28 protein-coding genes and 5 tRNA genes are annotated in these 26,605 nt (G+C 68.3%); 17 read left to right on the forward strand and 16 right to left on the reverse strand.

The window, feature by feature from the left end:
• Positions 1–10: 10 nt before the first annotated feature.
• Positions 11–1,366, forward strand: coding sequence for an FAD-binding oxidoreductase (locus OX958_RS27690; protein WP_270132691.1), 1,356 nt, complete (start codon positions 11–13; stop codon positions 1,364–1,366).
• Positions 1,367–1,394: 28 nt separating this feature from the next.
• Here the strand turns inward: OX958_RS27690 and OX958_RS27695 are convergent, their stop codons facing one another.
• From OX958_RS27695 to OX958_RS27710, 4 genes are all read right to left on the reverse strand, one after another.
• Positions 1,395–2,393 carry a TIGR03842 family LLM class F420-dependent oxidoreductase gene (locus tag OX958_RS27695; RefSeq protein ID WP_270132694.1) on the reverse strand — a complete coding sequence of 333 codons (999 nt, stop codon included), beginning with the start codon at positions 2,391–2,393 and terminating at the stop codon, positions 1,395–1,397.
• 8 nt (positions 2,394–2,401) lie between these two features.
• Entirely contained in the window at positions 2,402–3,808 is a 1,407-nt protein-coding gene (hydA, locus tag OX958_RS27700; RefSeq protein WP_270132697.1) for a dihydropyrimidinase, read from the reverse strand.
• 18 nt (positions 3,809–3,826) lie between these two features.
• Complete coding sequence (locus OX958_RS27705; protein WP_270132699.1) at positions 3,827–4,669, reverse strand: nitrilase-related carbon-nitrogen hydrolase; 843 nt, start codon at positions 4,667–4,669, stop codon at positions 3,827–3,829.
• 152 nt (positions 4,670–4,821) lie between these two features.
• Positions 4,822–5,007: a hypothetical protein gene (locus OX958_RS27710; RefSeq protein WP_270132701.1), complete on the reverse strand. Its 186-nt coding sequence runs from the start codon at positions 5,005–5,007 to the stop codon at positions 4,822–4,824.
• Positions 5,008–5,146: 139 nt separating this feature from the next.
• On the opposite strand from OX958_RS27710, the gene OX958_RS27715 reads away from it, so the two are divergent.
• Both OX958_RS27715 and OX958_RS27720 read left to right on the forward strand, forming a co-directional pair.
• Positions 5,147–5,563, forward strand: a complete 417-nt coding sequence (locus tag OX958_RS27715; protein WP_270132702.1) for an SRPBCC family protein — start codon at positions 5,147–5,149, stop codon at positions 5,561–5,563.
• Entirely contained in the window at positions 5,560–6,099 is a 540-nt protein-coding gene (locus OX958_RS27720; RefSeq protein ID WP_270132703.1) for a TetR/AcrR family transcriptional regulator, read from the forward strand. The genes OX958_RS27715 and OX958_RS27720 overlap by 4 nt, the downstream gene beginning before the upstream one ends.
• Here the strand turns inward: OX958_RS27720 and OX958_RS27725 are convergent.
• Positions 6,096–7,271, reverse strand: a complete 1,176-nt coding sequence (locus OX958_RS27725) for a serpin family protein (RefSeq protein WP_270132704.1) — start codon at positions 7,269–7,271, stop codon at positions 6,096–6,098. The two genes, OX958_RS27720 and OX958_RS27725, sit on opposite strands and share 4 nt — an antisense overlap.
• Before the next feature lie 153 nt (positions 7,272–7,424).
• Here OX958_RS27725 and OX958_RS27730 point away from each other — a divergent pair, with 153 nt between their 5' ends.
• The gene (locus tag OX958_RS27730) at positions 7,425–8,516 is read left to right on the forward strand and encodes a permease (RefSeq protein ID WP_270132706.1); all 1,092 of its coding nucleotides are present in this window, start codon (positions 7,425–7,427) and stop codon (positions 8,514–8,516) included.
• Positions 8,513–9,238 (forward strand): TIGR03943 family putative permease subunit, encoded by a 726-nt coding sequence (locus OX958_RS27735; protein WP_270132708.1) that lies wholly within the window; start codon positions 8,513–8,515, stop codon positions 9,236–9,238. The genes OX958_RS27730 and OX958_RS27735 overlap by 4 nt, the downstream gene beginning before the upstream one ends.
• On the opposite strand, the gene OX958_RS27740 is transcribed toward OX958_RS27735, so the two are convergent.
• The gene (locus OX958_RS27740) at positions 9,210–10,121 is read right to left on the reverse strand and encodes an EamA family transporter (RefSeq protein ID WP_270132711.1); all 912 of its coding nucleotides are present in this window, start codon (positions 10,119–10,121) and stop codon (positions 9,210–9,212) included. The genes OX958_RS27735 and OX958_RS27740 overlap by 29 nt on opposite strands.
• Positions 10,122–10,194: 73 nt before the next feature.
• Between OX958_RS27740 and OX958_RS27745 the strand changes: the two genes are divergently transcribed.
• From OX958_RS27745 to OX958_RS27755, 3 genes are all read left to right on the forward strand, one after another.
• Positions 10,195–11,103, forward strand: a complete 909-nt coding sequence (locus OX958_RS27745; RefSeq protein ID WP_270132712.1) for a LysR family transcriptional regulator — start codon at positions 10,195–10,197, stop codon at positions 11,101–11,103.
• 158 nt (positions 11,104–11,261) lie between these two features.
• Positions 11,262–12,695 carry a cellulase family glycosylhydrolase gene (locus OX958_RS27750; protein ID WP_270132714.1) on the forward strand — a complete coding sequence of 478 codons (1,434 nt, stop codon included), beginning with the start codon at positions 11,262–11,264 and terminating at the stop codon, positions 12,693–12,695.
• A 118-nt stretch (positions 12,696–12,813) separates the two neighbouring features.
• Positions 12,814–14,265: a PQQ-dependent sugar dehydrogenase gene (locus tag OX958_RS27755; RefSeq protein WP_270132716.1), complete on the forward strand. Its 1,452-nt coding sequence runs from the start codon at positions 12,814–12,816 to the stop codon at positions 14,263–14,265.
• 22 nt (positions 14,266–14,287) lie between these two features.
• Here the strand turns inward: OX958_RS27755 and OX958_RS27760 are convergent, their stop codons facing one another.
• The 10 genes from OX958_RS27760 to OX958_RS27805 all read right to left on the reverse strand — a co-directional run bounded on the left by OX958_RS27760 (position 14,288) and on the right by OX958_RS27805 (position 21,320).
• Positions 14,288–15,082, reverse strand: a complete 795-nt coding sequence (locus tag OX958_RS27760) for a pentapeptide repeat-containing protein (protein WP_270132719.1) — start codon at positions 15,080–15,082, stop codon at positions 14,288–14,290.
• A gap of 4 nt (positions 15,083–15,086) precedes the next feature.
• Positions 15,087–16,208, reverse strand: a complete 1,122-nt coding sequence (gene prfB / locus OX958_RS27765; RefSeq protein WP_270132721.1) for a peptide chain release factor 2 — start codon at positions 16,206–16,208, stop codon at positions 15,087–15,089.
• Positions 16,209–16,388: 180 nt separating this feature from the next.
• Positions 16,389–17,183, reverse strand: a complete 795-nt coding sequence (locus OX958_RS27770) for an SDR family NAD(P)-dependent oxidoreductase (protein ID WP_270132723.1) — start codon at positions 17,181–17,183, stop codon at positions 16,389–16,391.
• A 138-nt stretch (positions 17,184–17,321) separates the two neighbouring features.
• Positions 17,322–17,720, reverse strand: coding sequence for a Tad domain-containing protein (locus tag OX958_RS27775; protein ID WP_270132726.1), 399 nt, complete (start codon positions 17,718–17,720; stop codon positions 17,322–17,324).
• Between the two features lie 59 nt (positions 17,721–17,779).
• The gene (locus tag OX958_RS27780) at positions 17,780–18,196 is read right to left on the reverse strand and encodes a hypothetical protein (protein WP_270132727.1); all 417 of its coding nucleotides are present in this window, start codon (positions 18,194–18,196) and stop codon (positions 17,780–17,782) included.
• Positions 18,197–18,282: 86 nt separating this feature from the next.
• Positions 18,283–18,636 (reverse strand): TadE family protein, encoded by a 354-nt coding sequence (locus OX958_RS27785; protein ID WP_270132729.1) that lies wholly within the window; start codon positions 18,634–18,636, stop codon positions 18,283–18,285.
• 323 nt (positions 18,637–18,959) lie between these two features.
• Positions 18,960–19,160 carry a hypothetical protein gene (locus tag OX958_RS27790; protein WP_270132731.1) on the reverse strand — a complete coding sequence of 67 codons (201 nt, stop codon included), beginning with the start codon at positions 19,158–19,160 and terminating at the stop codon, positions 18,960–18,962.
• Between the two features lie 14 nt (positions 19,161–19,174).
• Positions 19,175–20,113 (reverse strand): type II secretion system F family protein, encoded by a 939-nt coding sequence (locus tag OX958_RS27795; RefSeq protein WP_270132733.1) that lies wholly within the window; start codon positions 20,111–20,113, stop codon positions 19,175–19,177.
• Positions 20,110–20,970, reverse strand: a complete 861-nt coding sequence (locus OX958_RS27800; RefSeq protein ID WP_270132735.1) for a type II secretion system F family protein — start codon at positions 20,968–20,970, stop codon at positions 20,110–20,112. Before OX958_RS27800 ends, OX958_RS27795 begins: the two co-directional genes overlap by 4 nt.
• Positions 20,970–21,320, reverse strand: coding sequence for a hypothetical protein (locus OX958_RS27805; RefSeq protein ID WP_270132736.1), 351 nt, complete (start codon positions 21,318–21,320; stop codon positions 20,970–20,972). The genes OX958_RS27800 and OX958_RS27805 overlap by 1 nt, the downstream gene beginning before the upstream one ends.
• Before the next feature lie 141 nt (positions 21,321–21,461).
• Between OX958_RS27805 and OX958_RS27810 the strand changes: the two genes are divergently transcribed.
• The 9 genes from OX958_RS27810 to OX958_RS27845 all read left to right on the forward strand — a co-directional run bounded on the left by OX958_RS27810 (position 21,462) and on the right by OX958_RS27845 (position 26,604).
• Positions 21,462–22,925 carry a recombinase family protein gene (locus OX958_RS27810; RefSeq protein WP_270132738.1) on the forward strand — a complete coding sequence of 488 codons (1,464 nt, stop codon included), beginning with the start codon at positions 21,462–21,464 and terminating at the stop codon, positions 22,923–22,925.
• A gap of 122 nt (positions 22,926–23,047) precedes the next feature.
• A tRNA-Pro gene (locus OX958_RS27815) sits at positions 23,048–23,118 on the forward strand.
• Between the two features lie 50 nt (positions 23,119–23,168).
• Positions 23,169–23,242, forward strand: a tRNA-Ile gene (locus OX958_RS27820).
• Between the two features lie 15 nt (positions 23,243–23,257).
• A tRNA-Lys gene (locus tag OX958_RS27825) sits at positions 23,258–23,332 on the forward strand.
• A gap of 319 nt (positions 23,333–23,651) precedes the next feature.
• Positions 23,652–23,724: transfer RNA gene (locus tag OX958_RS27830), tRNA-Asn, on the forward strand.
• A gap of 262 nt (positions 23,725–23,986) precedes the next feature.
• Entirely contained in the window at positions 23,987–24,130 is a 144-nt protein-coding gene (locus tag OX958_RS35405; RefSeq protein WP_442913298.1) for a hypothetical protein, read from the forward strand.
• 122 nt (positions 24,131–24,252) lie between these two features.
• Positions 24,253–24,358, forward strand: a tRNA-Trp gene (locus tag OX958_RS27835).
• A 111-nt stretch (positions 24,359–24,469) separates the two neighbouring features.
• On the forward strand, positions 24,470–24,907 hold the full coding sequence (locus OX958_RS27840) for a phage terminase small subunit (RefSeq protein WP_270132740.1): 438 nt from the start codon (positions 24,470–24,472) through the stop codon (positions 24,905–24,907).
• On the forward strand, positions 24,904–26,604 hold the full coding sequence (locus OX958_RS27845) for a hypothetical protein (protein WP_270132742.1): 1,701 nt from the start codon (positions 24,904–24,906) through the stop codon (positions 26,602–26,604). The genes OX958_RS27840 and OX958_RS27845 overlap by 4 nt, the downstream gene beginning before the upstream one ends.
• Position 26,605 lies beyond the last annotated feature (1 nt).

The raw sequence follows: 26,605 nt of genomic DNA on the forward strand, positions 1-26,605 counted from the left end.
AAGAGAACTCATGACCCTGATCGACCAACTCCGAGCGTCCGTCGCGGGCCCCGTGCTCGGTCCTGCCGACGGCGACTTCGCCGCGGAGGTCGCCGCCTGGAACCTCGCGACCCAGCACACTCCCGAGGTCGCTGTCGGCCTCACCTCCGAGGAAGACGCGGCGGCCGTCGTCCGGATCGCGGCCGCCACCGGTACGCCGGTCCGCGTGCTCGCCAGCGGCCACGGCTCTGCGATCGCGGTCACCGACGGCATCCTCGCCACCACGTCCCGGCTCACCGGCGTCACCGTCGATCCCGAGACGCGGATCGCGCACATCAACGCGGGTTGCCGCTGGGCCGACGTGATCGCGGCCGCCGCCGAGCACGGCCTGGCACCGGTGGCCGGCGCTTCGGACAACGTCGGCTGTATCGGCTACACGCTCGGAGGCGGTCTGGGCCCGCTCGCCCGGACCTACGGCTTCTCCTCCGACTGGGCCCGCGGCTTCCGCGTCGTCACGGCCGCGGGCGAGGTCGTCACTGCGAGCGCGACCGAGAATCCGGACCTGTTCTGGGCCCTCCGCGGCGGCAAGGGCGGCTTCGGCATCATCACCTCGATGGACTTCGAACTGGTCGAGCTCTCCACCCTGTACGGCGGATCGGTGTTCTTCGACGCTCCGCACTTCGCCGAAGCGCTGTCCACCTGGGTCGAGTGGACCCACACGCTGCCCGAGACAGCGACCTCGTCAGTGGCCATGCTGCGGCTGCCCCCACTGGAGTTCATCCCGGAGCCGCTGCGAGGCAAGACCGTGCTGACCGTGCGGTTCGCCTTCGTCGGTGACCCGGCTGAGGGCGAGCGCCTCTTCCAGCCGATCCGCGACGTCGGGCCGACCATCATCGACGCGGTCGCCCCGATGCCGGCAGCCGCGATCGCGACGATCCACAACGACCCTCGGGATCCGGGCCCGTCCTGGGATCGCGGTGGTCTGCTCACCGATCTCGACGCCGAGTTCGTCCAGACCTTCCTCGAGGTCGCCGGTCCTGACCAGCAGGTCCCGTTCATCGCGATGGAGATCCGCCATCTCGGCGGCGCGACCCAGCGCGACGTACCGGAGGGCAGTGCTGTCGGTGGCCGCGGCGGCGTCTACACGTACTTCATGGCGGGCGTTCCCGACCCGAGCCTCTTCGCCACCGTCCTTCCCGCGGCGGCCGACGCAGTGCTGACCCCGATCCGCCCGTGGATCTCACCCGAGACCACCATCAACTACGCCGGCGGTCTGACCGTCCCGGGTGCCTACGAATCAGCCTGGCCGGCCGAGACCTTCGCTCGCCTCGCCGAAGTACGCGCGGCGTACGACCCGAAGACTCTGTTCCCGTACGGACCGGCGTGACGGTTCGTACGCCGGCCCGGGTCACCCGTCAGCCGTTGACGACAGGAATGATGCTCTTGCCGTAGGCACCCAATGTCTCCTCCTTGGCGTCGTGCTGGAGGTACAGGGCGAACTGGTCGACACCGATCGCCCTGAGTTCCTCCAGCCGGGCCAGGTGGTTCTCGACCGGACCGAGGATGCAGAACCGGTCGACCACCTCGTCAGGCACGAACGCGGTGTGGCTGTTTCCGGCCCGTCCGTGCTCAGCGTAGTCGTAGCCCTGGCGCCCGGCGATGTAGTCGGTCAAGGCCTTCGGCACGCCACCGTCGGCGCCGTAGCGCGCGACGATGTCCGCCACGTGGTTGCCGACCATCCCGCCGAACCACCGGGTCTGGTCGCGTTGGTGCGCGAGATCGTCCCCGACGTACGCGGGCGCCGCCACGCAGAAGGTGATCCGCTCCGGATCGCGACCGGCCTCCTCGGCGGACCGGCGTACGACGGAGATCATCCAGGCGGCGATGTCGGGATCGGCGAGCTGCAGGATGTAGCCGTCGCCGACCTCACCCGTCGCCTGCAGAGCCTTGGGCCCGTACGCCGCCACCCAGACCTCGAGCTTGCCGTCCTCCACCCAGTTGAACTTGAGCTGCTGCCCGCGGTACTCGACCACGCGCCCGGCGGCGAGTTCGCGCACCACCTCGACGCACTGCTTCAGCTCGCCGATCGTTCCAGGTTTGGACCCGAGGGTGCGCAGCGCCGAGTCCCCGCGCCCGATCCCGCAGACCGTGCGGTTGCCGAACATCTCGTTCAGGGTGGCGAACTGGGACGCGATCACGGTCCAGTCGCGGGTGCCCGGGTTGGTCACCATCGGCCCGACGACGACGCGGTCGGTCGCGGCCAGGATCTGGCTGTACACCACGAACGGCTCCTGCCACAGCAGGTGCGAGTCGAACGTCCAGACGTAGTCGAACCCGGCCTCCTCCGCCCTGCGCGCGAGCTCCACCACCGCGGACGCGGGCGGATCCAGCTGGAACACGACTCCGAAGTCCATAGCTCCCCCTAGACCAGGTACGACGACAGGCCGCGCTTGAGGTACCGGCCACGGCCCTTGCGGCCATGGTAGTTGCCACCGGCCACGATCACCTCGCCGCGCGAGATCACCGTGCCGACCCGGCCCGCGATCTCGACCCCTTCGTAGGCCGAGTAGTCCATGTTCATGTGGTGCGTCCCGACCCCGAGCCGGGTGGTCCCGTTCGGGTCGTAGATCACGAGGTCGGCGTCCGAGCCGGGCGCGACGATCCCCTTCCGCGGGTACAGCCCGAACATCCGCGCCGGCGTCGTCGCGATCGTCTCGACCCAGCGCTCCAGACTCAGCTGACCGTCGACGACCCCTTGGTACAGCAGGTCGACACGGTGCTCGACGCCGCCGATACCGTTCGGGATCTTCGAGAAGTCGCCGACGCCGAGCTCCTTCTGGTCCTTGAAGCAGAACGGGCAGTGGTCGGTGGAGACGACCGCGAGATCGTTGCTCCGCAGACCTTTCCACAGATCCTTGGCGTGGTTCTCGTGCTTGCTCCGCAGCGGCGTCGAGCAGACGTACTTCGCGCCCTCGAAACCGGGTGCGCCGAGCTGGTCCTCCAACGTCAGGTACAGGTACTGCGGGCAGGTCTCCGCGAACACGTTGCGGCCGTCGTTGCGGGCCGCCGCGACCGCTTCCAGCGCACCGCTCGCGGACAGGTGCACGATGTACAGCGGGCAGTCCTGCGCGACCTCGGCCAGGGTGATCGCCCGGCTGGTCGCCTCGGTCTCCAGCGCGGCCGGCCGGGTGATGCCGTGGTAGATCGGATCGGTCTCGCCTCGCGCCAGCGCCTGCTGCACGAGAACGTCGATGGCGATCCCGTTCTCCGCGTGCATCATGATCATCGCGCCGTTCTCGCGCGCGGTCTGCATCGCCCGGAGGATCTGCCCGTCGTCGGAGTAGAAGACCCCCGGGTACGCCATGAACAGCTTGAAGCTGGAGATCCCCTCGGCGTCGACCAGCTGATCCATCGCCTTCAGCGCGTCACCGTCGACCCCACCGAGAATCATGTGGAACGCGTAGTCGATGTGGCAGTTGCCCTCGGCCTTCGCATGCCAGGCGGCGAGCCCTTCCTGCACCACCTCGCCGGTGCGCTGGACGGCGAAGTCGATGATGGTGGTCGTGCCACCCCAGGCCGCGGCCCTCGTACCGGTGTCGAAGGTGTCACTGGCCGCGGTACCGCCGAACGGCAGCTCCATGTGCGTGTGCGCGTCGATCCCGCCCGGGATCACGTACTTGCCAGCGGCATCGATCACCTCGTCGGCCTGCACCGGTTGCCGGTACGCCGGATCGAACAGGGCGACGATCTTCTCCCCGTCCACCAGCACGTCGGCCACCTGGGCCCCGGTCGGCCCGACGACGGTTCCACCTTTGACCAGCAACGACATCTTCGGCGCTCCTTCGGGTTACGGCTTGGTCAGATCGCCGTACGCGTCCGGCCGCCGGTCCCGATAGAACTGCCACCTGTCGCGCACCGTGTCGAGCAGGCCGAGATCCAGGTCCCTGACGATCAGCTCGGGGTCGTGGTCGTGCCCGACCTCCCCCACGAACTTTCCCTCGGGGTCCACGAAGTACGACGTACCGTAGAAGTCGTTGTCGCCGTACTCGGACTCGACCCCGACCCGGTTGATCGCCCCGATGAAGTACTCGTTGGCCACCGCGCTGGCCGGCTGCTCCAGCTTCCACAGGTACGACGACAACCCGCGGCTGGTGGCCGACGGGTTGAACACGATCTTGGCGCCGGCCAGCCCGAGCGCCCGCCAGCCCTCCGGGAAGTGCCGGTCGTAGCAGATGTAGACCCCGATCCGCCCGACCGCGGTGTCGAACACGGGGTACCCCAGGTTGCCCGGGCGGAAGTAGAACTTCTCCCAGAACCCGTTCACCTGCGGGATGTGGTTCTTCCGGTACTTCCCCAGGTACTTGCCGTCAGCATCGATCACGGCCGCGGTGTTGTACAGCACCCCCGGCTGCTCCTGCTCGTACATCGGCAGCACCATCACCATGCCGAGCTCCGCGGCGAGCGCCTGAAACCGCTCGGTCGTAGGCCCAGGCACCGACTCGGCGTACTCGTAGAACTTGGGATCCTGCAACTGGCAGAAGTAGGGCCCGTAGAACAGCTCCTGGAAGCAGATCACCTTCGCCCCCGCGGCCGCCGCCTGGCGCGCATACTCCTCGTGCGCCTTCGTCATGGACTCCTGATCCCCGGTCCACGCCGCCTGCACCAACGCCGCCCTGACTACGTCCGCCATCCCAGACCTCCCTAGCCGAGACCCCATGCTCCATCCGCCGACCGCAGGAGTCAACGATCCTGGGGAATCAGCGGCGGCAGGGCAAGTCAGCAGGGGTCGGCCGGGAACCGTGCGACGGCGAGGTCGACGGCTACCACCCGGCTCGGGTCAGCTCAGAGGACGAGGATCGCGGCGACGATGGCGAGCACCACGACGACCGCGCCGGCGATCGCCAGGGTGCGGCCGTTGACCTTCGGCTCCACCGTCGGCTCGGCCTGGGCCTCGTTCACGAAGGCGCGGAACATCTGCGTGCTCGCGCCCGGGTCCTGCTCGTTGTCCGGGACGTTGTGGTCAGCCATGCGGCAGACCCTACCCGGCCGCCGGACCGCCAGCACTGACCAACCGGCGTTCTGATCCGCTTCTTACGCTCGACCGGCGGCCGGAAGCCGGTCGGCCGGGACGTTGGTCTGCGACCCAGCTCCGTGTACCATTTGGTACATGCGCTTCGATCACTCCGTCACCGTCCAGGCTCCGACCGACCGCGTCTGGGCGATCTTCAGCGACGTCGCCCGCTGGCCCGAGTGGACGCCGACCGTCACCGAGGTCGAGCGGCTCGACGCGGGACCCCTCCACGTCGGCGCGAGGACGAGGGTTCGTCAGCCCAGGCTTCCGGTCGCCGTCTGGGAGGTCACCGAACTGGTCGAGGGCGAGTACTTCGAATGGGTCTCGCGGGCGCCCGGCATCAGGACCACTGGCGGCCACCGGGTCACCAGCACTCCCGAGGGGACCGTCGCGACGGCGACGATCATCCAGCAGGGGCCGCTCGGCTGGTTGTTCGGCAGGTTGTTCGCGAAGCTCACCCGGGAGTACATCGCGCTCGAAGGCGAGAGCCTGAAGAAGGTCAGCGAGGCGTGAGCCGCGAGACCCTGCTCGCCGGCGCCGTCGACCACTTCGCGAAGCACGGCATCGGCGACGCCAGCCTGCGCTCGATCGCGACCAGCCTCAGGACCAGCCACCGGATGCTGATCTATCACTTCGGTTCTCGCGAAGGCCTGCTCGCCGAGGTGGTGCGTACGGTTGAAGCCCAGCAGCGCGACCTGCTCACCACGCTGAGCCAAGCAGACCTGTCGATGGCGGAGCAGTCCGAGCAGTTCTGGCGCAGAGTGACCGAGGCCGCGCTGATCTACGGCCCGCTGTTCTTCGAGCTGTCCGCCCACGCGATGCAGGGTCAGCCGCACACCGAAGCCCTCAGGGCAGACCTGATCAACGTCTGGCTCCCGCCGCTGACCGACCTCTGCATCCGGGCCGGCATCCCCGCCGACCAGGCGCCGGCGTACGCGCGACTGGGCCTGGCGGCCGCCCGCGGCCTGCTCTTCGACCTCCTGCTGACCGGAGACCGCGAGAAGGTCGACGAGGCCTCGGCTCTGCTCAACAGACTGTTCGCGCCCTAGACAGCCGGCTCGGTCGGTTCGGCGATCCACCCCGCCACCACGGGCAGCCGGGACGAACGGTGAACGGCGACGAACCCGAACGGCCGGTTCAGCGACACCTCGAGCCGCCGCGCCTGCTGGGTCGGCATCGAGGTCCGCATCAGTCCCATCGCGGTGACGGCGGCCGCCTCGAACCCGGTCGCGAAGAACCGCGCCAGCACCGTCTGCTTCGCCTGGCCGACCACCAGCGGATCAGGACTGATCGCGCTGAAGTGCCCGCCACTGCGCGGCGGCGGCGAAGTCACCGCCGCCAGCCCGAAGACTCCGCGAAGCTCCAGCAGATCGTGCTCGACCTCCACACTGAACGACGGCAGTGAGAGCTTCACATCAGGCGCCGGCGAGGTCGTCTGACCGATTCGCACCCCCGGCGCCACGTCGTCACCTGGTTCGCCCAGCTCGACCAGTTCCGCGCCGCTCATGCCCTCAGCGGCACTCGATGCAGCCAGCAATCCAGTCAGTACGTCGGCCTGCCGCGCATCAGCCGCCCCGATCCCCAGCAGCACATCCACGTCGGCGTCGCCCTGCACGGTCACGACCGTGAGCCCCTCGCACCGGCGTACGGTGCCGAGATCACGATCGGTCCGCTCCAACCAATGCCACGCGCGACCCGCCCACGGCCCCTCGTGAAGCTGCCTGACCTGCTCCGTGAACTCCTGCTCCCAGGTAGTCCGCAGCGACAACGCCGACGCCAGCACCACGGCCAGATCCGCCGTCACCTCCAGCGGCATCTCGCGAATCAGGTTGTCGGTGTGCTCCGCGGCCCAGGCGTCGAGCTTCGCCTTGTCACCAGCCAGGTCTCCCGTGAGCGTCCCGGTCAACGCAGCCGGTACGACGGAGTCGAACGACTCGCTCAGCTTCAACTGCTCGTGCACCCAGACCCCGAGCGCCGCGTGCAGGTCATCCGATCGGTCCACGGACTCCATCAACTCGACCGCCTTGGCCGCTCCGAGACCGGCCTCCACCCCCGCCGCCTCCGCCAGCTCGCCGCGTCCAGGCTCGTCAGCCGCGGTCGCCAGGAGCGCCAGCAGTGGCCAGAGCCCGAGGCCGGACACGACGGTGTTACCGCCGGACGGGAGCTCCCGGGCCCAGCGCGAGGTGAGGTTGTTGACGGCCTGTACGACGTCGGCATCCATACCTCCCACCCTGCCACGCATCCGGGCATCCGGCCTGTCGAGCAGCGGTCGCGCGAGCGCGTCACGACTATTCGGCGGAATGACGCTGATTTTCATTTCAGTAGCGCAGCGAGTGCTCGTCCAGATGCGTTCCGCTGTGTCAGGATGCCGCCCATGAGCACGCCCGAGGCCACCGAAGAGCGGGATTCCGCCGCGACGACGGCAGATCCCGTCGCGCCGGCCGGACCTCCCCCACCGTCCTCCGCCGACCCAGCCCCGCCGGCGCCGGACCCCGAGGAGAAGGATCCCGCCAGTTCCTCGATCGCGTTCACCGTGACGCTGGTCGTGCTGGTCGCCCTCGCGCTCTTCGGCCGGAAGATCTTCGCCGGCTTGTTCACCGACGACGGCGTCCGCACCTGGGCCACCATGTTCGTCGGTGTCACCGTTCAGGCGATGCCCTTCCTGGTCCTCGGCGTACTGCTGTCGGCCGCGCTCACCGCCTTCATCCCCGCGACCTTCTTCGCCAAGGCGCTGCCCAAGCACCCGGCGCTCGCGGTACCGGTCGCCAGCATGTCCGGTGTCGTCCTGCCGGGCTGCGAATGCGCCTCGGTGCCGGTCTCGGCAGCGCTGATGAACCGTGGCGTCACACCGGCCGCGGCGATCGCGTTCCTGCTCTCCGCACCCGCGATCAACCCGGTCGTGCTCGCCTCCACCGCGGTCGCCTTCCCCGGGCAGCCCAAGGTGGTGGTCGCGCGGCTGATCTGCTCGCTCGGCGTCTCGATGATCCTCGGCTGGCTGTGGCTGCTGACCGGCAAGGGCAGCTCCTGGCTGAAGATTCCGAAGAACCGTCACGCCGAAGGCACTGCCAAGCTCGAGGTGTTCCGCTCGTCGATGCTGCACGACTTCCTGCACGCCGGTGGGTTCCTGGTCGTCGGCGCCGCCGCGGCGGCCACCCTCAACGTCGTCGTACCGCGGGAGTGGCTCGACCACGTCGCCAGCAACCTGCTGCTGTCGGTCCTGGTGCTCGGTCTGCTCGCCGTCCTGCTGGCGATCTGCTCGGAGGCCGACGCGTTCGTCGCGGCCAGCCTGACGCAGTTCTCGCTCACCGCGCGGCTCGCGTTCATGGTGGTCGGTCCGGTCGTCGACGTGAAGCTGATCGCGCTGCAGGCCGGTACGTTCGGGCCGAAGTTCGCCCTCAGATTCGCACCGGCCACCTTCGTGGTCGCGATCCTGTCCAGTCTTCTCGTCGGGTGGTGGCTGCTGTGAGGCGCAATGTCGCGGGTCTTGTCGTCGTCTTCGTCGGTGCCGCGGTGGTGCAGCTCGCCACCTCCAACACCTATCTGCGCTATGTGAAGCCCGGCATGCGCTGGATGCTGCTGGCGGCCGGCATCATCCTGATCGTGCTAGCGGTCGCCGACGTACTGGCGGACACCCGCAAGAAGCCCGCCGGGGAAGAACACCAGCACGCCGACGACGGCCACGGTCACGGCCATCTGCTGCCCCGCGCCGCCTGGCTGCTCGTCGTCCCGATCTTCGCGCTGCTCGTCGTCGACCCGCCCGCCCTCGGTGCCGACGCTGCCCAGCGCCAGTCGCCCGTGGCCTCCAAACCGCTCGCACCGAAGGGCAACTCCTTCCTCTCCGCGAGCGCCGGCAGCACAGCCCCGGTACCGCTGGCAGTGCGTGACTACGCCGTCTGGGCGGTCTGGGAGAAGGAGAGCATGAAGGGCCGGAACTTCAGCCTCACCGGCTTCGTCACGCCGGGCAAGAACGGCACCTGGTACGTCTCCCGCATCGGCCTGACCTGCTGTGTCGCCGACGGCACCGCGTTCATGGTCGAAGCCCGCGGCCAGGCCGCACCACCGAAGAACCAGTGGGTCACCGTGACCGGCGAATGGGCCGAGCCGACCAAACGCTCCGACGGCGACGTCGCCGCGCTGACCGTGACCGGCGTACAGAACGTCACCCCACCAGCGAACCAGTACGAGTAGCCTCCGGTACGCCGGCCCGCTCGGCCACCGCGCGCCGGCGGATGAAGGTGCAAGCCATGCCGCCGATGATCAGGGTGGCTGCGATGCCCTGTTGCAGGCCGACGTGTTCGCCGCGGAGCAGCCAGGCTGCGGCCATTCCGACGACCGGCACGAGCAGGGAGAACGGGGCGACCGTGCTGGCGTCGTACTGGCGGAGCAGGAAGCCCCAGATTCCGAAGCCGAAGAGAGTCGCCACCAGGGAGAGGAAGGCGATCGCAGCCGCTCCGGTGAGGTCGATGGCGCGCAGGGCTTCGAGGTCCCTGGTCACGCCCTCGGTAAGTAGAGACAGCGACAGCAGCGGCAGTACTGCGACAGCGCTCACCCACACCATGAAGCGCAAGGTGTCCTGCGGCTTCGCATGCCGGGTGATGACGTTGGAGACACCCCAGCTCGCACCGGCCACGATCACCAGTGCGAGCGCGCCCACCGGCGCCGCGAGTCCCCGGTCGACCATGATGAGTCCCATCCCGGCGCAGGCGATCGCGATGCCGAGCAACTGCGTCCACCGCGGCCGCTCACGCAGTACCAGAATGGCGAACAGCAGCGTGAAGATCACCTGGCACTGCAGCACCAGGGATGCCAGGCCGGCGGGCACGCCGCGGTCCATCCCGACGAACAGCAGGCCGAACTTGGCCACTCCGAGCGCCAGCCCGACACCGATCACGTAGCGCCAGGCCACCCGTGGCCCACCCAGGATGAACAAGGCCGGTACGGCGGCGAAGAAGAAGCGCAACGCGGAGAACAGCAACGGCGGAAAGCCTTCCAGACCGACCTCGATGACGACGAAGTTCACGCCCCAGACGGTCACGACGGCAAGCGCGAGCAGGACGTGGCGAGGGTTCATGGGCTTCAGTCTGGGCGCGGATACAGTTAAGAACCAGCACGGATCACTACCGCTGACACTGTAGGAGTGCTACATGATCGATCTTGGCCGCCTGCGCGCCCTGCACGCCGTCGCGACGTACGGATCGGTCGGTGGCGCGGCGGAAGCCCTCGGCTACACCCCGTCGGCCGTCTCGCAGCAGCTCGCCAAGCTGGAGCGCGAGACGCGGACGGTACTGATCGAGAAGCGCGGCCGGGGCATCGTGCTCACCGATGCCGCCCAGCAGCTCGCGGCCACTGCGTCCCAGGTCCTGGAACTCGTCGAGAACGCCGAGGTGACCCTGGAACACCAACGTGGCCAGGCGATCGGCTCACTGGCCATCGCCGCGTTCCCGACCGCGGCGCGTGGCCTCATCCCCGCGATGCTTCCCCAACTCCTGGCCGACCACCCCGCACTCGACGTGAGCGTGACCGAAGCGGACCCGTTCGACGCCGTCGTCGCCGTCGCCCGCGGCGAGATCCAGATCGCCATCGTGCACGACTGGCACAACACCCCACTGGCGATCCCTGAGGAGCTGTCCCGGGTGAAGCTCGGCACCGATCCCGCCGACGTACTGGTGCCCGCCTCGCACCGCCTGGCCGGCAAGGAGGTCGTGCGCGCCGAAGACCTGGTCGGCGAGCGCTGGATCTGCCAGCCGGCCGGGTCGCTGTGCTACGAGTGGCTGATCCGCACGATGCGCAAGGCCGAGGTCGAACCAGAGGTCGCCTACTCGATCGCGGAGTACCAGACCCATCTCGCACTACTTGCCCAAGGCATCGGAATCGGCCTGCTGCCCCGCCTCGGCCGCGGCCCGCTGCCCGACGGCGTGATCGCGATCCCGCTCCACCCCGCCCCCAGCCGCCGCCTGTACGCCGTCTGGCGCACCGCCAGCTCCCGTCGCCCTGCCATCGCGGTCACTCTCAGCGCCATCAAAGCCGCTTGGCCCTCCCGCGACACGGCTTGAGACTGCAACGCGTTCCACCCCACGGGACTTATCCCGGTCACCCTTGGCGACCGATTGACAGCGTCCTGCATCGAGGCTAAATTCCCCGGAACTCTATTAGGAAACTTTCCTAATAGGACCCCTTCTCGTCCCGCCCCTGACGCAGTAGGAGGCTTCGCATGATCCGCCCCCGTTGGTTCGCCCTGGTTCCGGGCGTCGCGCTCGCCGCGACCGCCCTGGTCACCACCAGCGCCAGTACCAGTACCGCCGCCCCGGTTCGCTACGAGTCCGAATCGGCCGCCATCTCCCAAGGACTCGTCGAGTCGAACCACGCCGGCTTCACCGGCTCCGGGTTCGTCAACTTCGACAACGTCGCCGGCAGTTCGGTGGAGTACACCGTGACCGCCCCGGCCGCCGGTCAGTACGCACTGACCTTCCGCTACGCCAACGGAACGACGGTCAACCGCCCGGTCGACGTCACCGTGAACAACGCTCTCGCCGCCGACGACCTGGGCTTCCAGGGCACCGGCGCGTGGACGGCGTACCAGACCGTCACCACCACCGCGACCCTCGTGGCCGGCACCAACAAGATCAAGACCACCGCGGTCACCGCGAACGGCGGCCCGAACGCCGACTCGCTGACCGTGGACGCCGTCCAGGGCCCCGGCCCCGGCGCCACCCCGGTCTCGATCAACGGCCAACTGAAGGTCTGCGGCGTCAAGCTGTGCAACCAGTACAACAAGCCGATCCAGCTGCGCGGGATGAGCACGCACGGCATCCAGTGGTACGCCAACTGCGTCAAGACCGCTTCGCTGGACGCGCTCGCCACCGACTGGAACGCCGACATCCTGCGGATCGCGATGTACATCCAGGAGGGTGGCTACGAGACCAACCCGCGCAAGTTCACCGACCTGGTGCACGGCTACATCGAGGAGGCCACCAAGCGCGGGATGTACGCGCTGGTCGACTGGCACCAGCTCACTCCCGGTGACCCGAACGCGAACCTGGCCAACGCGAAGACGTTCTTCACCGAGATCGCCGAGCGGCACAAGGACAAGAAGAACATCATCTACGACATCGCCAACGAGCCGAACAACGTCTCCTGGGCCGCGATCAAGTCGTACGCCGAGCAGATGATCCCGGTGATCCGGGCCAAGGACTCCGACGCCGTCGTCTTCGTCGGCACCCACGGCTGGGGCTCGCTCGGCATCTCCGACGGCCGGACCGAGGCCGACGTGATCAACAACCCGATCAACGCCACCAACTTCATGTACACGTTCCACTTCTACGCCGCGTCGCACAAGACGGAGTACTTCAACGCCCTGTCCCGCGCCGCCGACAAGATTCCGCTGTTCATCACCGAGTTCGGCACCCAGACCGCCAGCGGTGACGGCACCAACGACTTCACCAACTCGCAGAAGTACCTGGACTTCCTGGCCGCCAAGAAGATCGGCTGGACCAACTGGAACTTCTCCGACGACTTCCGCTCCGGCGCGGTCTTCAAGGAAGGCACCTGCGCCGGGAACAACTTCACCGGTACGTCGGTCCTGAAGCCGGCCGGAGTCTGGATCCGCGACCGGATCCGCACCCCGGACGACTTCCCGACCAGCTAGCGGTTCCCCGGGCCGGCGCTACCGCCCCAGCGCCGGCCCGGCCTGCTCTATGCTGGACCTGTTTCCCCTGTGTACGACGCACCGCCCCCTCCGTCGTCCACCCGAAAGGCCCCAGCTCATGGGACTCACGAAGTTCTTCCTGCCCGCCGTCCTGATCGCGGGTCTGCTTCCCGCGACCACGGCCTCCCCCGCCGCGGCGGCCCCGGTCCGCTACCAGGCAGAGTCGGCCACCATCTCCCAAGGCCTGGTCGAGTCCAACCACGCGGGCTTCACCGGCACCGGCTTCGTCAACGCCGACAACGTGGTCGGCAGCTACGTCCAGTGGAGCGTCCCCGCCTCGGCAGCCGGTCAGGCCACCCTCACGTTCCGGTTCGCGAACGGTACGACGGCCAACCGGTCCGGTGACATCACCGTCAACGGCGCCCTGGTCTCCGACGAACTCGCCTTCAACGGCACCGGTGCCTGGACCACCTGGCAGGACCGTGTCATCACGGTGAACCTCGCCGCCGGCACCAACACGATCCGGGCCACCTCCACCACCGCCGCCGGCCTGCCCAACCTGGACGCCCTGGACGTGGACACCGCGCCCGCCCCGGTCCGCGGTACGCCGCAGACCCCGACGGACGTCACCACCGGCCTCGCGTTGCCCTGGGCAACTTCTTTCCTGCCCGACGGACAGTCCGCCCTGCTGACCGAGCGGAACAGCTTCCGGGTCTCCCGGGTCACCCTGAACGGCACCCGGACCACGGTCGGTACGGTCCCGAACAGCGTCACCACCAACGGTGAGGGCGGCCTGATGGGCGTCGCGGTGTCACCGACCTGGAACGGCACCAGCGACCAGGCCGTCTACTTCTTCCATACCTCCAACGACGGCGGCCAGACCCAGAACCGGATCGTCCGGATGAACTTCAACGGCACCGCGCTGTCGAACCGGACCGTCATCGTCTCGGGCATCCGCAGCAACACCTTCCACAACGGCGGCCAGCTCAAGTTCGGCCCCGACGGCTACCTGTACGCCGGAACCGGTGACGCCCAGGACACCTCCACCTCGCAGAACAACAACTCGCTCAACGGCAAGATCCTCCGCTTCACCACCAGCGGCGCGGCCGCTCCGGGCAACCCGTTCGGCACGCTGGTCTTCTCCAAGGGCCACCGCAACCCGCAGGGTCTCGCGTGGGACTCGGCCGGGCGGATGTGGTCGGCCGAGCTCGGTGACACCCAGGTGGACGAGCTGAACCTGATCATCAGCGGCCACAACTACGGCTGGCCGACCTGCCAGGGCAACTGCAGCACGCCTGGCATGGACAACCCGAAGCGCACCTGGACGACGGCCGAAGCCTCGCCGAGCAGCCTGGCCATCGTCAACGACACCGCGTACGTCGCGGCCCTGCGTGGCCAGCGGCTGTGGCGCGTGGAGCTCAACGGCACCAGCGCCGGCGCGACCCAGGCCTACTTCACCAACACCTACGGAAGGCTCCGCTCGATCGTCAAGGTCCCCGGCGCCAACACCATCTGGATCAGCACCTCCAACACCACCAACGACCGGCTGCTGCGGTCCGAGATCCGCTGACCCGCCTCTTTGCCAAGGGCAACTATTTGGAGCCGGCCGCCCAGTGCGGAGGACGCGTGACCGACGAAGGGAGCTTGGTCTTGGCGTCACCTCGGGCCGCGTTGACCTGCGACTGGGTCAGGAAGAGCGCGCCGGTGAGGTCGGCCCCTTCCAGCCGGGCGTCACGAAGGTCGGCACCGATCAGATCCGCTCGCCGCAGGTCGGAGCCGCGGAGGTCTGCGGCGATCAGGTAAGCGCCCCGAAGATTCGCGGCACTGAGGTCCGCGCCGCGGAGTTTGGCCCCGAAAAGGTCAGCTCCGCGGCGTTCCTTGTTCCTGCTCTGCTTGCCGCGGACCAATGCGCTGGTTCGCAGCAGCAGCTCGTTCACCTTGGCTCGCTCGCCGGGCAGGTCGACGGAGGTGATGTCCGGCTGGCCGGTCAGCTTCTCGATCCGGTCGCTCGCCGCCCGCAACTGCGGATGGATGGCGCTGGTCTGCTCGAGCTCCAACGCTTCGGCGAGGTACCAGAGCAGCTCGTGCAGCTGCCGCATGATCGGCAGCGCCTCGAACATCTGCCGGCCGGGCTGCTCCCGCCAACTCTTGCCCGCCGCTCGGGAGATCTTCTGGCCGGCACCGAAACAGTCGTAGACCGTGCAGCCCTGGAAGCCGCTGGTCCGGAGCTTCTGGTGGATGCCGCAGCGGAAGCCTTCGTCCAGGTTCGGGCAGGGCTCGCCCGCGGCCTTGTCGATCGCGAAGTCGGCCGACTTCGCGAAGGTCAGGGCGACGCAGCACAGGCCGAAGCAGCTGCCGCAGTCCGCTCTGAGATCGGCTCTCAGCACACCGTCAGTTCTGCTCGGCGGCGGTCTGGCCGGTCCGGCGCCAGCGGATGCCGGCCTCGATGAACTCGTCGATCTCGCCGTCGAAGACACCACTGGTGTTCCCGGACTCGTACAGGGTCCGGAGGTCCTTGACCATCTGGTACGGGTGCAGGACGTAGGAGCGCATCTGGTCGCCCCACGAGCCCTGCACGTCGCCACGCAGCGAGTCGATCTCGGCCCGCTCCTCGGCCTTCTTCAGTGCCAGCAGCTTGGCCTTCAGGATCACCATCGCGGAGGCCTTGTTCTGCAGCTGCGACTTCTCGTTCTGGCAGGAGACCACGGTGCCGGTCGGAATGTGGGTCAGCCGGACCGCCGAGTCGGTGGTGTTGACGCTCTGACCACCCGGACCGGACGACCGGTAGACGTCGATCCGCAGTTCCTCGTCCGGGATCTCGATCTCGTCGGTCTGCTCCAGCACCGGGACCACCTCGACGGCGGCGAACGAGGTCTGCCGGCGGCCCTGGTTGTCGAACGGCGAGATCCGGACCAGCCGGTGGGTACCGGTCTCGATGCTCAGCGTGCCGTACGCGTACGGCGCCTTGATGCCGAACGTGGTCGACTTGAGCCCGGCCTCTTCGGCGTACGACGTGTCGTAGACCTCCGTGCCGTAGCCGTGCCGCTCGGCCCAGCGCAGGTACATCCGCTGCAGCATCTCGGCGAAGTCGGCGGCGTCGACGCCCCCCGCGCCGGAGCGGATCGTGACGAGCGCCTCGCGTACGTCGTACTCGCCGGACAGCAGGGTGCGGACCTCGAGGGACTGGACCGCCTTGGCCAGCGAGCCGATCTCCTTCTCCGCCTCTGCCAGGGTGTCCGCGTCGTTCTCCTCGCGGCCCATCTCGACCATGATGTCCAGGTCGTCGATCCGGCCGCGCAGGGTGGTGACCCGGTCGAGGTCGGCCTCCAGCCGCGACAGCTTCGAGGTCACCTTCTGGGCGTTCGCCTGGTCGTTCCACAGGTCGGGTGCCGCGACCTGCTCTCCGAGGTCGGCAATCTCTCGGCGCATGCCCTCCAGATCGAGAACTTTCTCGATCGAGGTCAGGGTCGCGTCGAGTTGCTTCAGGTCAGCGTCGAAATCAGGTCCAGCCACAACCAAGGAGCGTACCTGCTCACCGTGGCACCCCGGGAATCCAACTCTCCAGCCGCGTCCTCGCGGCCCTGCTCACCGCCTGGTGTCCGGAGGCCCGGACCGCGCTTCAGTACGCGGAAGACCACTTGTAGTCACTCCGCTACTGGAGCCGATCCACGCGCCGCGACGGAGCCTGGAGGGCTACGGGAGAATCGAGTCGATGTAGCCCCCGTCGACGCGAATGGCGCCACCGGTGGTGGCCGAGGCCAGGCCGGAGCTCAGGTAGACGACCATGTTGCCGATCTCCGGCGGCTCGATCAGGCGCTGGATCAGCGAGTACGGCCGGTGCTCCTTCATGAACTGACGCTGTGCCTCGTCCCAGGGCAGATCGTCCCCGACCAGTTCGCCGACGAACTCCTCCACGCCGGGAGTGTGCGTCGGGCCCGCCATCACCGAGTTCACCGTCACACCGGTGCCGGCCGCCGCTTTCGCGAATCCCCGCGTCACCGCGAGCAGCGCGGTCTTCGTCACGCCGTAGTGGACCATCTCGAGCGGCGTCACCACCGCCGAGTCACTCGCGATGTTCATCACCCGCCCGAACCCACGCTCCATCATCCCCGGCAGATAGTGCCGGATCAGCCGAACCGCCGACAGCACGTTCACCTCGAAGTACCGTCGCCACTCGTCGTCATCGATCTCCAGCACCGGCTTCGCGCCGAAGATGCCGAGGTTGTTAACCAGGATGTCGAGGTCGCCCACCTCGGCGAACAGCTCCTCAGCGCCGTCACCCGAGGCCAGATCGGCCGCCACGGCGGTCACGTCCGCGCCCGGAACCTCCCGCCGTACCTCGCCCGCGGCTTGCTCGGTCTTCTCCCGGCCACGCCCGTTCACCACCACCGAAGCGCCCGACCGCGCCAACTCGACTGCGATCGCCAGCCCGATCCCTTGGCTGGAACCCGATACCAATGCCCGTCGCCCGGTCAGATCGATGTCCATGGCACCCACTGTGCCCGATGCCCTCGGGCTCAAGCAGCAATCCACGCCTTCCGAACCGCGACCGCAACACCCTGTGCCACCTGAACGACGACGCCGCGTGCCGTGCTCGGTTGGACGCCCGACGGCGGCAGCCCGCGCTCAGCGAACCGGGACGATCGCCGACGCGTCGGCCTCGACGTCGACCGCTCCCTGCCACCCGGGCGGCTCGAACGGAAGCTCGACCGTGGAGCTCAAGGTCACCGTCACCGTCGTACCCGCAACGTCGGCCGACCAGTCGAGCCCGCCGAAACGGTTGCTTGCGTCAACGGAGTCCAGATACTCCGCCGTCAGCCGGCGCGCCTCGTCAGGATCGAGTTGCGCGTTCTCCTTGGTGTTGGGCTGGGTGTAGATCGCCGCCAGCCCGTTGGCCGCGGCCAGCACCGCACCATCGGCAGTCGCATCGAGATCCCGCCGGACCAGGAACACCTTCGAGATGTCGGTCACCACCACGATCATCATCAACACCACCGCGGTGAAGCCGATGATGAGCACCGTCATCTGCCCTTCTTCACCCCGCCCCCGAGCTCTCCTCGGCCGAGCCTTCCTCCGGCGAGCCCTCATCCGTCGCCTTTGGCTTCCCGATAGTCGCCGTACGGCTCGGTGTGCGACGCACTGATGTGAATGGCCGGACGCTCACCACCGAGCGCATCGGGGATGAGCGGCAACGGCACGTCGGCGTCCAGCTCGACGGTCACCGTCGACCCCGGCTCCAGGCACGCGGGACTGCAACTGATCTTCAACTGATCCGACGACAACTCCATCCCCTGGTCCTTCATCGCCAGCCGCGCCGCCTCGAACGCCCGCGACCGCGCATCGTCCTCCGTCAACCCAGCCGGCACGATGATGAACGCCCGCCCCGCCGCCCGGGTAGCCGCGGTCGCCCCGTACGACGCCCGCTGCACGTCGAACACCCCGAGCATCACGTAGATCAGCGGCACCAACAGCAACAACGCCAACCACGAAAACTCCACCACCGCACTACCCCGCTCCCCCCGCCGCTGCACTTTCCCCCGCAACCGCGCGGCCCCCACACTAAGCGCTCCGTACGTCCGCCGGCTGATCATTCGCCCGTCTCCTTGACCGCGTGACCCTCTACGGTGAAGTCGATTCCCGGACCCCACAGACCCAGCGGCGGCATATGCGCCTTCACCACGACCAGTACTCCGGGTTGCCCCTCCACATCGGTTTCCTGCGCCTCAACCGAGTCGATCAACTCGTTGCGCACCACCCCGGTCACCAACTCCCGCGTACGCGCCTCACCATCCCCGGGCCCACGGTTCAGCAGCGCCGCGTAGTGGGCGCCCTCCGAGGCCGCCGCCGTGATCGTGTTTCGCACGTAGAGAAACAACCCCACCTGCAGCACTCCGAGAAACACCGGCACGACCAGCATCGACACCATCACGAAGTCCACCACCGCGGACCCACGCTCATCCCCACGCCACCGAAGCAGGCGCCGAGGACGACGACAGTGCCGCTCACCCGCACACCTCGAACGACGCAGCCGTTGCTGCAATCCACTCTCGCCAAGTTGCCGCTCGCCGCCCCCACCAAGTTGCCGCGATCCGCCCTCGCCGGAGTGCCGCGATGCGCTCCCATCGAGCTTCAGCGATCCGCTCCCACCGGCCGCACAACCTGAGCCGGCGCGCAGTACCGGCTCACCGCCGATCCGGCGCGACAGGGCAGGTCGCAGCGCCACCCGGGGATCTCGCCAGGTGGGCGAACGCGGGGTGGACGGGATCACTTCTTGTTGGCGACCGAGTCCAAGGCCTTCTTGAGCATCGCTTCGAGTTGTTCGGCGGCCAGGGCCCAGATGGCTACCACCAGGCCGGCGGTCATCACGGTGATCAGCACCCAGCCGGGGACGTCGCCGCGTTCCTTGGTGGCTGGTCTGGGCCTGGTCACCAGGGCTACGAACAGTCTGGTCATCAGCAGGGACATGGCATCTCCTCAATTCATCCGGCGATCAGCCGGATCCCGACGGCGCCTGGGTAGAAGGCGAAGGCAATGGTCACCGGGAGCACGAGAAACACCACCGGAATCATCATGGCGACCTCACGGCGGGCGCCCGACTCGATCAGCTCGCGACGGCTCGCTTCCCGGATGTCACCCGCCTGAGCTCGCAGTACGTCGGCCAGCGGCGTCCCGCGCTCGAGCGCGACGGCGAGACCATCGGCGAATCGCGACAGAGCGACCAGGCCGCTGCGGTCGGCCAGTGCATCAAGCGCGCGCACCAACGGGTCACCTGCGCGGGTCTCGGCCAGCACCCGTTGCAGCTCGTCGGCCAGTTCACCGCGGCAGGACCGTGCGACTCGATCGAGCGCGGCGGCGGGGCCTTCGCCTGCGGCTACTGACAGGGCGAGCAACTCGGCGACCGTCGGCAACTCGGCCAGCAGGCGGCGCTCGCGGCGGCTCACTTGGCTGCTCAGATAGGTGTCGCGGGACAGTACGCCGAGGACGGCGAGGAAGCAGCAGAGGACGAGCAACCCGATCGGATTGCCCAAGCCCAGGGAGAGAGCGATCAGCGCGGTCAGCAGGCCGGCGCCGAAACCGGCCGCGCCCCACAGCACCTGCTCGATGCGGAACTCTTCGACGGTACGGTCGATTCCGGCGCGGGCGAGTCGGCGCCGGATGGAAATCGATCCGCCGAGGATGCGCTCCAGCCGGGTTGCGCCGGAGCGGAGCAGAGGACCGAACAGCCGGACGATCGCGTAGAACGGCGAGCCCGAGTCGACCACGCCGAGGAAGACGTCGGAGCCGGCGATGTCGCGGAGGTAGGGACCGATGCGGTCGTCGACCGACGGCTTGCGCAGGAACGGCAGGCGACGCAGTACCAGCAGCAGGCCGCCGCCGAGCAGCGCGCCGAGGAAGGCACCCAGCACCGTCGGGCTCATCGCAGGACCCGTTCCGGTTCGGGGAGACGGCCGATGCGGAGCATGAGGCGGTAGGCGATGACGCAGACGACGGCGCCGATGCCGATGATCAGCGCGCCGACCGGGGAGTTGTAGCGCTGGATCACGTCGCCCTGGAACGAAAGCATCGCGAGCACCAGCCAGGGGGCGGCTACGGCAACGCGGGCGCCGTTGACCGACCAGGATTGGCGGGCCTCCAGTTCGGATCTGGTGCGAGCGTCGTCGCGGAGGAAGCTCGAGAGGGAGCGCAGCAGCCGGCCGAGGTCGCCGCCGCCGACTTCGCGGGCGATTCGCAGCGCCTCGATCACCCGGTCGCCAACCGGGTCGGCCAGTCTGGCTTTGAGCCGGTCAAGTGAGTCCGCGAAGCGGCCGGTCGAGGCATAGTCGGCTCCGAACCGGCGGAACGGCTCGCGCAGCGGCAACGGACCCCGCTCTCCGACCTGGGCCAGCGCCTCCGACAACGACAACCCGGCCCGTACTGCGGACGCGATGTTGTCGACCACGTCAGGCCACAGCTCGCGGAACTCGGCCAGCCGCTTGCGCGCGCGGCTCTTCAGCACCGCGACCGGCAGGCTGCCCGCCATTACCCCGAAGACCAGCCCGATCGGCAACGCGGCCGACACCAGGAACATCACGACGAACCCGATGAAACCCGTGATCGCACAAGCGCCGATGAAGGCGGCCGGAGTCACCCCGTCGACGCCGGCCGCGGCGAGCAGGTCGCGGCTTCGCGTGGTCAGGCGCCCATCGGTACCGGTCCTGGTCTCGCGCGGCGAGACGAAGGTCCAGATGATCAGCAGCAGGCCGATTCCGAAGAAGAGGCCGAGCAGCAGCCCCATCAGCCCACTCCTCGCGGCAGCTCGGTCAACAGCCCAGCCGGTGAGTATCCCCGGAGGCTGAATCGCTCGGGGTGCGGCAACTGCCCTTCGGCTCGGCGCAACTGGCCGTCGACGGTGCTGAACAGATGCTCGGTCTCGATCGCCTCGCCCTCGATCCGGCCGCTGACCGCGAGGATCTCCCGCACCCGGCGCTGACCGTCGTGGCCGATCCCGAGGTGGACGACCAGGTCGACCGAGCCCGCGACGGTCGGCAGCACGAACCGCGAGCCGATGTTCTCCCCCGCCAGCAGCGGCAGCGTGCACATCTTGGTCAGCGCCTCGCGGGCCGAGTTCGCATGGATGGTGCACATCCCGGGCAGGCCAGAACTGACCTAGTCACGTAGCGCCACTAGGTCAGTTCCGGGAAGCCGGAATCGGACTAGTTGCCCTTGAAGTGAGCAGACGGCCATCCGCCGACCCACCTCTAGGGCAACCGATCGAAAGGCACGCCCGTGACCGTGGCCGACCTCTACCTCCGCCTGTCCGAGTCGGACGACGCTTCTACCTCCATCGCCCGGCAAGAGGCCGACCTCCGTCTCCTCTGCGAGCGCGAGGGCTGGACCGTGGGCGAGGTCCTGATTGACGACGGCCTCTCGGGTGGCTACACCCGCGCCAAGGCCGTAGAGGCCCTGGAGCGCCTCCGCACCGGGCAAAGCCACGTCCTCGCCGTGTGGAAGTTTGACCGCTGGTCCCGGCAGGGCCTGACCGCCCTCGCCGCGCTGATCGAAGCCTTGGACGAGAGCAAGACTGGCCTCTTCGTGGCCGAGCGCGACGGCCTTCGATCCTCCCAACCCGCTTGGCGGATCATCGCGTCCGTCCTCGCCGAGGTCGCCCGTATGGAGCGCGAGAACATTCAGACCCGCGTTCGGTCGAGCATCGCCGCCCTGAAGAAGGGCGGCCGGTTCTCCGGCGGCACCCTCGCCTACGGCTACGAATCCGCGAAGGACCCCAACTCCGCGGGCCGCGTCCTCGTGCTCAGTCCCTCGGAGTCCGCCATCGTCCGTGAGGCCGCGTCCCGCGTACTCCGCGGAGAGTCGGTCTACCGCATCACCACGGACTTCAACACCCGCGGCGTCCCCACGCGCCGGGCGAAGCACTGGACCGTTACGGCCCTCCGGCAGATCCTCGTCTCAGACGCCATCGTCGGCCGGGTCACCCACGATGGGGAGTTGCTCCGCGGCCCTGACGGCCTCCCTGTGGAGGTTTGGCCGCCTGTCCTGGACTTGGAGACCTGGCACCGCCTGAGGGCGCGCCTGGACGCCGACAAGCCCGGCTCAGAGCGCACCCAACGCCGCCGCCGTGCGCGCCTTCTCTCCGGCATCGTCAAGTGCGGTGGATGCGGCCGGCCGCTGTACGTGAAGTACAACGGGCAAGGCCAGACGTCCTACGGATGCTCGGCCCGAAACAACGGTCAGCCCTGCCCCGGCGTGGCCATCGTGGCCGACCAACTGGAGGAGTACGTCACCGGCCGGTTCCTGTCCGCCGTCGGTCACCTGGAGGTCTTCGAGCGCGTGGAGGAGCTGCCGGATATCGCCGCCCTCGCGGACGTGGAGCAGGCCATCTCGGCGACCGCCGCCAAGATGGCCGACGATGACGCCGACGTCGTCACCCTCGCGGCTCAGCTCGCCAACCTGAAGGTTCGCCGGACCGAGCTGAAGTCCCGCCCGGCCGAGCGAGTGGTGAAGCTCGTGGGTAAAGGCTTCACGTTCGCCGAGTACTGGGAGGCCGCCAACGACGTCGGCCTACGCAACGCGCTTCTCGCGGCCAACATCGCCACGCTGTCCGTTGCCAAGGGAAGGAAGGTCGGCAAAGGACCCATCGACTTCGGCGCCCGCGTCGCGTTGCTCTTTCAGCCCGCGCACTACGGCGACGCATGGCGCACCCCCGAGGGCCGCGTCTACGCCGAGGCCGTGTGACCCGGACCACACCGTTTACACAGGCGATTCTGAGCAGATCGGCCCTCGCTGACCTACCTCTATATTGAGGCCGCTTCGCGCGCGCGTGTGCCCCTAGGGATGCGTCGGAAGAGACCTCATGACGGCTTATAGCTCAACGGCAGAGCGCCATCCGTGGAGGGTGGAGGTGTGGGTTCGAATCCCACGAAGCCGACGAGCGCGCCCACCGGTGTAGCCCTTAGCGGCCGGTGGCGCGCGCCTCCACGCGGGGTAGCTCAGTTGGTTAGAGCCTCCTACTCATCATGGGGAACGCGCCGGTTCGAGTCCGGCCCCCGCGCCTCGCAACACTCTCTCCCTCGCTAGCTCAGATGGCCTAGAGCACCCGACTCTTAATCGGGGGGTCCGCGGTTCGAGTCCGTGGCGGGGGACAAAGGCGGTACGGCCGGGCCTTCGCGCCCGGTGGACCTACCGCCCTCCTATTTCCCCCGCTGTGTCCTCCTCGCGATGCCTACTCCCATTGGCTAGCTACACGGACACGGCGGGGATGACTTCCCGGCGTCGCCCTTGCAGGGCGGTCGTCCGGGTAGCCAACCGCATAGGGCGTCTTCCCTCGGTCTGAGGTCGGCAGGTAGCGAGGTGGTCCGCCGCCTTGCCCTCCCTCCCGAGGTTGAGGGCGCCCTATGCGCTTCACAGAGCGGTTCACGACAGGGCCTATCCGGATGGGTAGCCATCGTGCGGCGCTCGCCATGCCCGATAGCTCAACTGGCAGAGCCGTGGATTGTTGCTCCACTGGTTGCAGGTTCGACCCCTGCTCGGGTAGCTCACGAACACCCCGCCCTGCCTGTCTGGCAAGGGCCGCCCCCTCGCATCGAACACTCCCCCGCCCACCACGAGGAGCAAGGCTCATGAGTGGTTGGCACACCAGCGACAGGCGCTCTCGTCTGCCTAGTAACTGGCAGACCCTGCGCCTCCGCGTACTGCGCCGCGATCGGTACCTGTGTCAGGCCCGCGACTCCGCCGGCCTGAAGTGCAACGCGCCCGCGAGGGACGTTGACCACGTCATCCCGAACGACGACCACGCGATGACCAACCTTCAGTCCCTCTGCGTCCCTTGCCACAAGGCGAAGACGACGAACGAAGCACGCGAAGCGCGCGCCGAGAAGGCCCGACGAGGCCGCTACACCGAGCCTCATCCCGGAATGATCGAGCCGCGTTCGTCTTCGTGACTCTCCGCGGCCCGAGGGTGGCGGGGGACTCCCCCCTCCCCCGTCGCCCCGTCACCGTATGTCATAGCGCCTCGCGCTACGTACAGGCAGCCAGGTCGCCCGCTGCAAACTTCCTTCACTCTCAGTAGCGGCCCAACTGGGCGTGTAAACGCCCCCGTATTGAGCGCGCCGGGCGCCGTCTGGTCTCCAAAACCGGGCAGCAGGGTTCGACTCCCTGGCTCTTTGCCACGCGCACATTCCGGTAAATGGCCGATTCCGCTGCCACCGGAAACCCGCATTAACCCGAATCCTCTCGGCCGTCCAGGTGGCGGCCACCCGAGCGACCTCAGGAGGCCGCAGATGGCCCGAGGCACGCTCCACCAGAAGAAGCCCAACAGCGTTAACCGCAATGCGTCCGGCCTCAGCGCCGCGACCCACAAGCTCACCGACGACGGCCAGACCCGCGGCCCCGACCTCGCAGAGGCCACCGGCCGCGCGTGGGACGCCGACGTCCTCGGGTGGTACGACGTGTGGCGCAAGTCCCCGCAGGCGCAGCTCTTCGCCGCGACTGACTGGCAGCGCCTCGTCATGCTCGCCCCGCTGGTCGAGTCTCACTTTGCGTCCCCGAAGGCCGCGACCATGTCCGAGATCCGGCTCAACGAAGAGCGCCTCGGCGCCACGATCACAGACCGGATGCGCGCCCGCATGACGATCCTCTCCGAGGACGGCGAAGGCGCCACCGTACTCACGCTCCACGACGGCGAGGAGTCCGACGAGGACCTCCTCGAAGGGCTTTGAGCCTCGCTGATGACGCCGTCACAAGCCGCGAAGTAGCCGCGCCGAGCATCACCGCGCAAACGACCATGACGCCCTTCCCGAAGGACGGCTCGGTCAAGACTCTCGGCTTCGGCGTCATCCGCTGGATTCACTCCCACCTCCTCCAGCCCGACGGCGACGACGCCGGCGAGCCGTTCCGCCTCACGGCCGAGCAACGGAACTTCGTCCTGTGGTTCTACGCCGTGGACGCCACCGGCCGGTTCACCTACCGCCGCGCCGTCCTCCGCCGCTCCAAGGGTTGGGGTAAGTCGCCCTTCCTCGGCGCCCTCTGTCTCGCCGAGCTGGTCGGCCCCGTCCGCTTCTCCCACTTCACCGACGACGGCAAGCCCATCGGCAAGCGCCACGCGATGCCGTGGGTAGTCGTCGCGGGCGTCTCCGAGACTCAGACGGAGAACACCCTCGGCGCCATCCGCGCAATGTGCGAGGACTCCGACCTCGTGGAGACCGAGGGCCTCGACGTCGGCATGACGCGAATCCTGTTGCCCGGCGGCGGAAAGCTCGTCCCGATCACCGCGTCCTCCTCATCGCAGGAAGGCGCCCGCCCGAGCTTCGCCGTGATGGACGAAACCCACCACTGGACGAAGAGCAACGGCGGCCACAAGCTCGCCCGCGTGATCCGGCGGAACCTCGCCAAGTCCCGCGACGGCGCCGCCCGCGCAATCGAGACGACCAACGCGCACGAGCCCGATCAGGAATCGGTCGCCGAGTTCTCCTACCGCGCCCACATCGCTGTCACAGAAGGCCGTTCGAAGTCGAAGGGCATCCTGTACGACAGCCGCGAGGCGCCTTCGCTGTCTGCGAAGCAGATGGCCGACGAAGGCCACCTCCTCGCCGCGCTCCGCGCCACCTACGGTGACGCTACATGGGTCGATTTCGACCGCCTGATTGAGGAGATCTACGACCCCGACACGTCCCCCGAGGACGCGCGGCGGTTCTACCTGAATCAGATTGTCGCCGCGGCCAACTCTTGGATCGCTCCGTCCCTCTGGGATGCGAACGCCCGCCTAGACCTAGTGCCGCTCGGCCCGGACCAACCGGTCTGCCTCGGCTTCGACGGTGGCCTCACCGATGACGCCTCCGCCCTCGTGGCGGTCCGCGTCTCCGACGGCGCCCCGTTCCTACTCGGCTTGTGGGAGAAGCCCGACGGCCCGGCCGCGGTCGGCTGGACAATCGACAAGTCGGTTGTCCGCGACAAGGTGGATCACGCCTTCGCTCACCTGGACGTCGTCGCGTTCTTCTCCGACGTCGCCTACTGGGAGACGGACGTTGACGCATGGCGCGATGAGTACGGCGAAAACCTGCTACTCAAGGCCACAACCCGTCACGCCGTCGCGTGGGACATGCGCGGCCACCAGGCCGAGACCGTCCGCGCGACCGAGGCCCTTCACCGCGCCATCACTGACGAAGAGATCCCGTTCGGCCCTCACGAGCTGGACGGCGAACGCGACGGATCGGCCGCCCTGCGCCGCCACGTCCTCAACGCCCGCCGGCGCGAGAACCGCTTCGGCGTTTCGTTCGGCAAGGAATCCCGCGAGTCCCCCCAAAAGGTGGACGCGCTCGCCGCCCTCCTCCTCGCCCGCATGGCGCGTACCCGCGTCCTCGGCGAAGGCGTCCTCGGTAAGCGACGCAAGCGAACCGGCACCCTCTACGGCTTCTAGA

The sequence above is a fragment of the Kribbella sp. CA-293567 genome, assembly GCF_027627575.1.
In the GTDB taxonomy this organism is placed as follows: domain Bacteria; phylum Actinomycetota; class Actinomycetes; order Propionibacteriales; family Kribbellaceae; genus Kribbella.

Coding starts and splice junctions, on each gene's coding strand:
- OX958_RS27770 (WP_270132723.1), bottom strand. CDS start 17,183: ATGGACATCGATCTGACCGGGCGACGGGCATTGGTATCGGGTTCCAGC.
- OX958_RS27740 (WP_270132711.1), bottom strand. CDS start 10,121: ATGAACCCTCGCCACGTCCTGCTCGCGCTTGCCGTCGTGACCGTCTGG.
- OX958_RS27695 (WP_270132694.1), bottom strand. CDS start 2,393: ATGGACTTCGGAGTCGTGTTCCAGCTGGATCCGCCCGCGTCCGCGGTG.
- OX958_RS27800 (WP_270132735.1), bottom strand. CDS start 20,970: ATGGGGCTGCTGCTCGGCCTCTTCTTCGGAATCGGCCTGCTGCTGATC.
- OX958_RS27705 (WP_270132699.1), bottom strand. CDS start 4,669: ATGGCGGACGTAGTCAGGGCGGCGTTGGTGCAGGCGGCGTGGACCGGG.
- OX958_RS27840 (WP_270132740.1), top strand. CDS start 24,470: ATGGCCCGAGGCACGCTCCACCAGAAGAAGCCCAACAGCGTTAACCGC.
- OX958_RS27805 (WP_270132736.1), bottom strand. CDS start 21,320: ATGTGCACCATCCATGCGAACTCGGCCCGCGAGGCGCTGACCAAGATG.
- OX958_RS27725 (WP_270132704.1), bottom strand. CDS start 7,271: ATGGATGCCGACGTCGTACAGGCCGTCAACAACCTCACCTCGCGCTGG.
- OX958_RS27795 (WP_270132733.1), bottom strand. CDS start 20,113: ATGAGCCCGACGGTGCTGGGTGCCTTCCTCGGCGCGCTGCTCGGCGGC.
- OX958_RS35405 (WP_442913298.1), top strand. CDS start 23,987: ATGACCAACCTTCAGTCCCTCTGCGTCCCTTGCCACAAGGCGAAGACG.
- hydA (WP_270132697.1), bottom strand. CDS start 3,808: ATGTCGTTGCTGGTCAAAGGTGGAACCGTCGTCGGGCCGACCGGGGCC.
- OX958_RS27775 (WP_270132726.1), bottom strand. CDS start 17,720: ATGACGGTGCTCATCATCGGCTTCACCGCGGTGGTGTTGATGATGATC.
- OX958_RS27755 (WP_270132716.1), top strand. CDS start 12,814: ATGGGACTCACGAAGTTCTTCCTGCCCGCCGTCCTGATCGCGGGTCTG.
- OX958_RS27745 (WP_270132712.1), top strand. CDS start 10,195: ATGATCGATCTTGGCCGCCTGCGCGCCCTGCACGCCGTCGCGACGTAC.
- OX958_RS27790 (WP_270132731.1), bottom strand. CDS start 19,160: ATGTCCCTGCTGATGACCAGACTGTTCGTAGCCCTGGTGACCAGGCCC.
- OX958_RS27730 (WP_270132706.1), top strand. CDS start 7,425: ATGAGCACGCCCGAGGCCACCGAAGAGCGGGATTCCGCCGCGACGACG.
- OX958_RS27710 (WP_270132701.1), bottom strand. CDS start 5,007: ATGGCTGACCACAACGTCCCGGACAACGAGCAGGACCCGGGCGCGAGC.
- OX958_RS27750 (WP_270132714.1), top strand. CDS start 11,262: ATGATCCGCCCCCGTTGGTTCGCCCTGGTTCCGGGCGTCGCGCTCGCC.
- OX958_RS27715 (WP_270132702.1), top strand. CDS start 5,147: ATGCGCTTCGATCACTCCGTCACCGTCCAGGCTCCGACCGACCGCGTC.
- OX958_RS27690 (WP_270132691.1), top strand. CDS start 11: ATGACCCTGATCGACCAACTCCGAGCGTCCGTCGCGGGCCCCGTGCTC.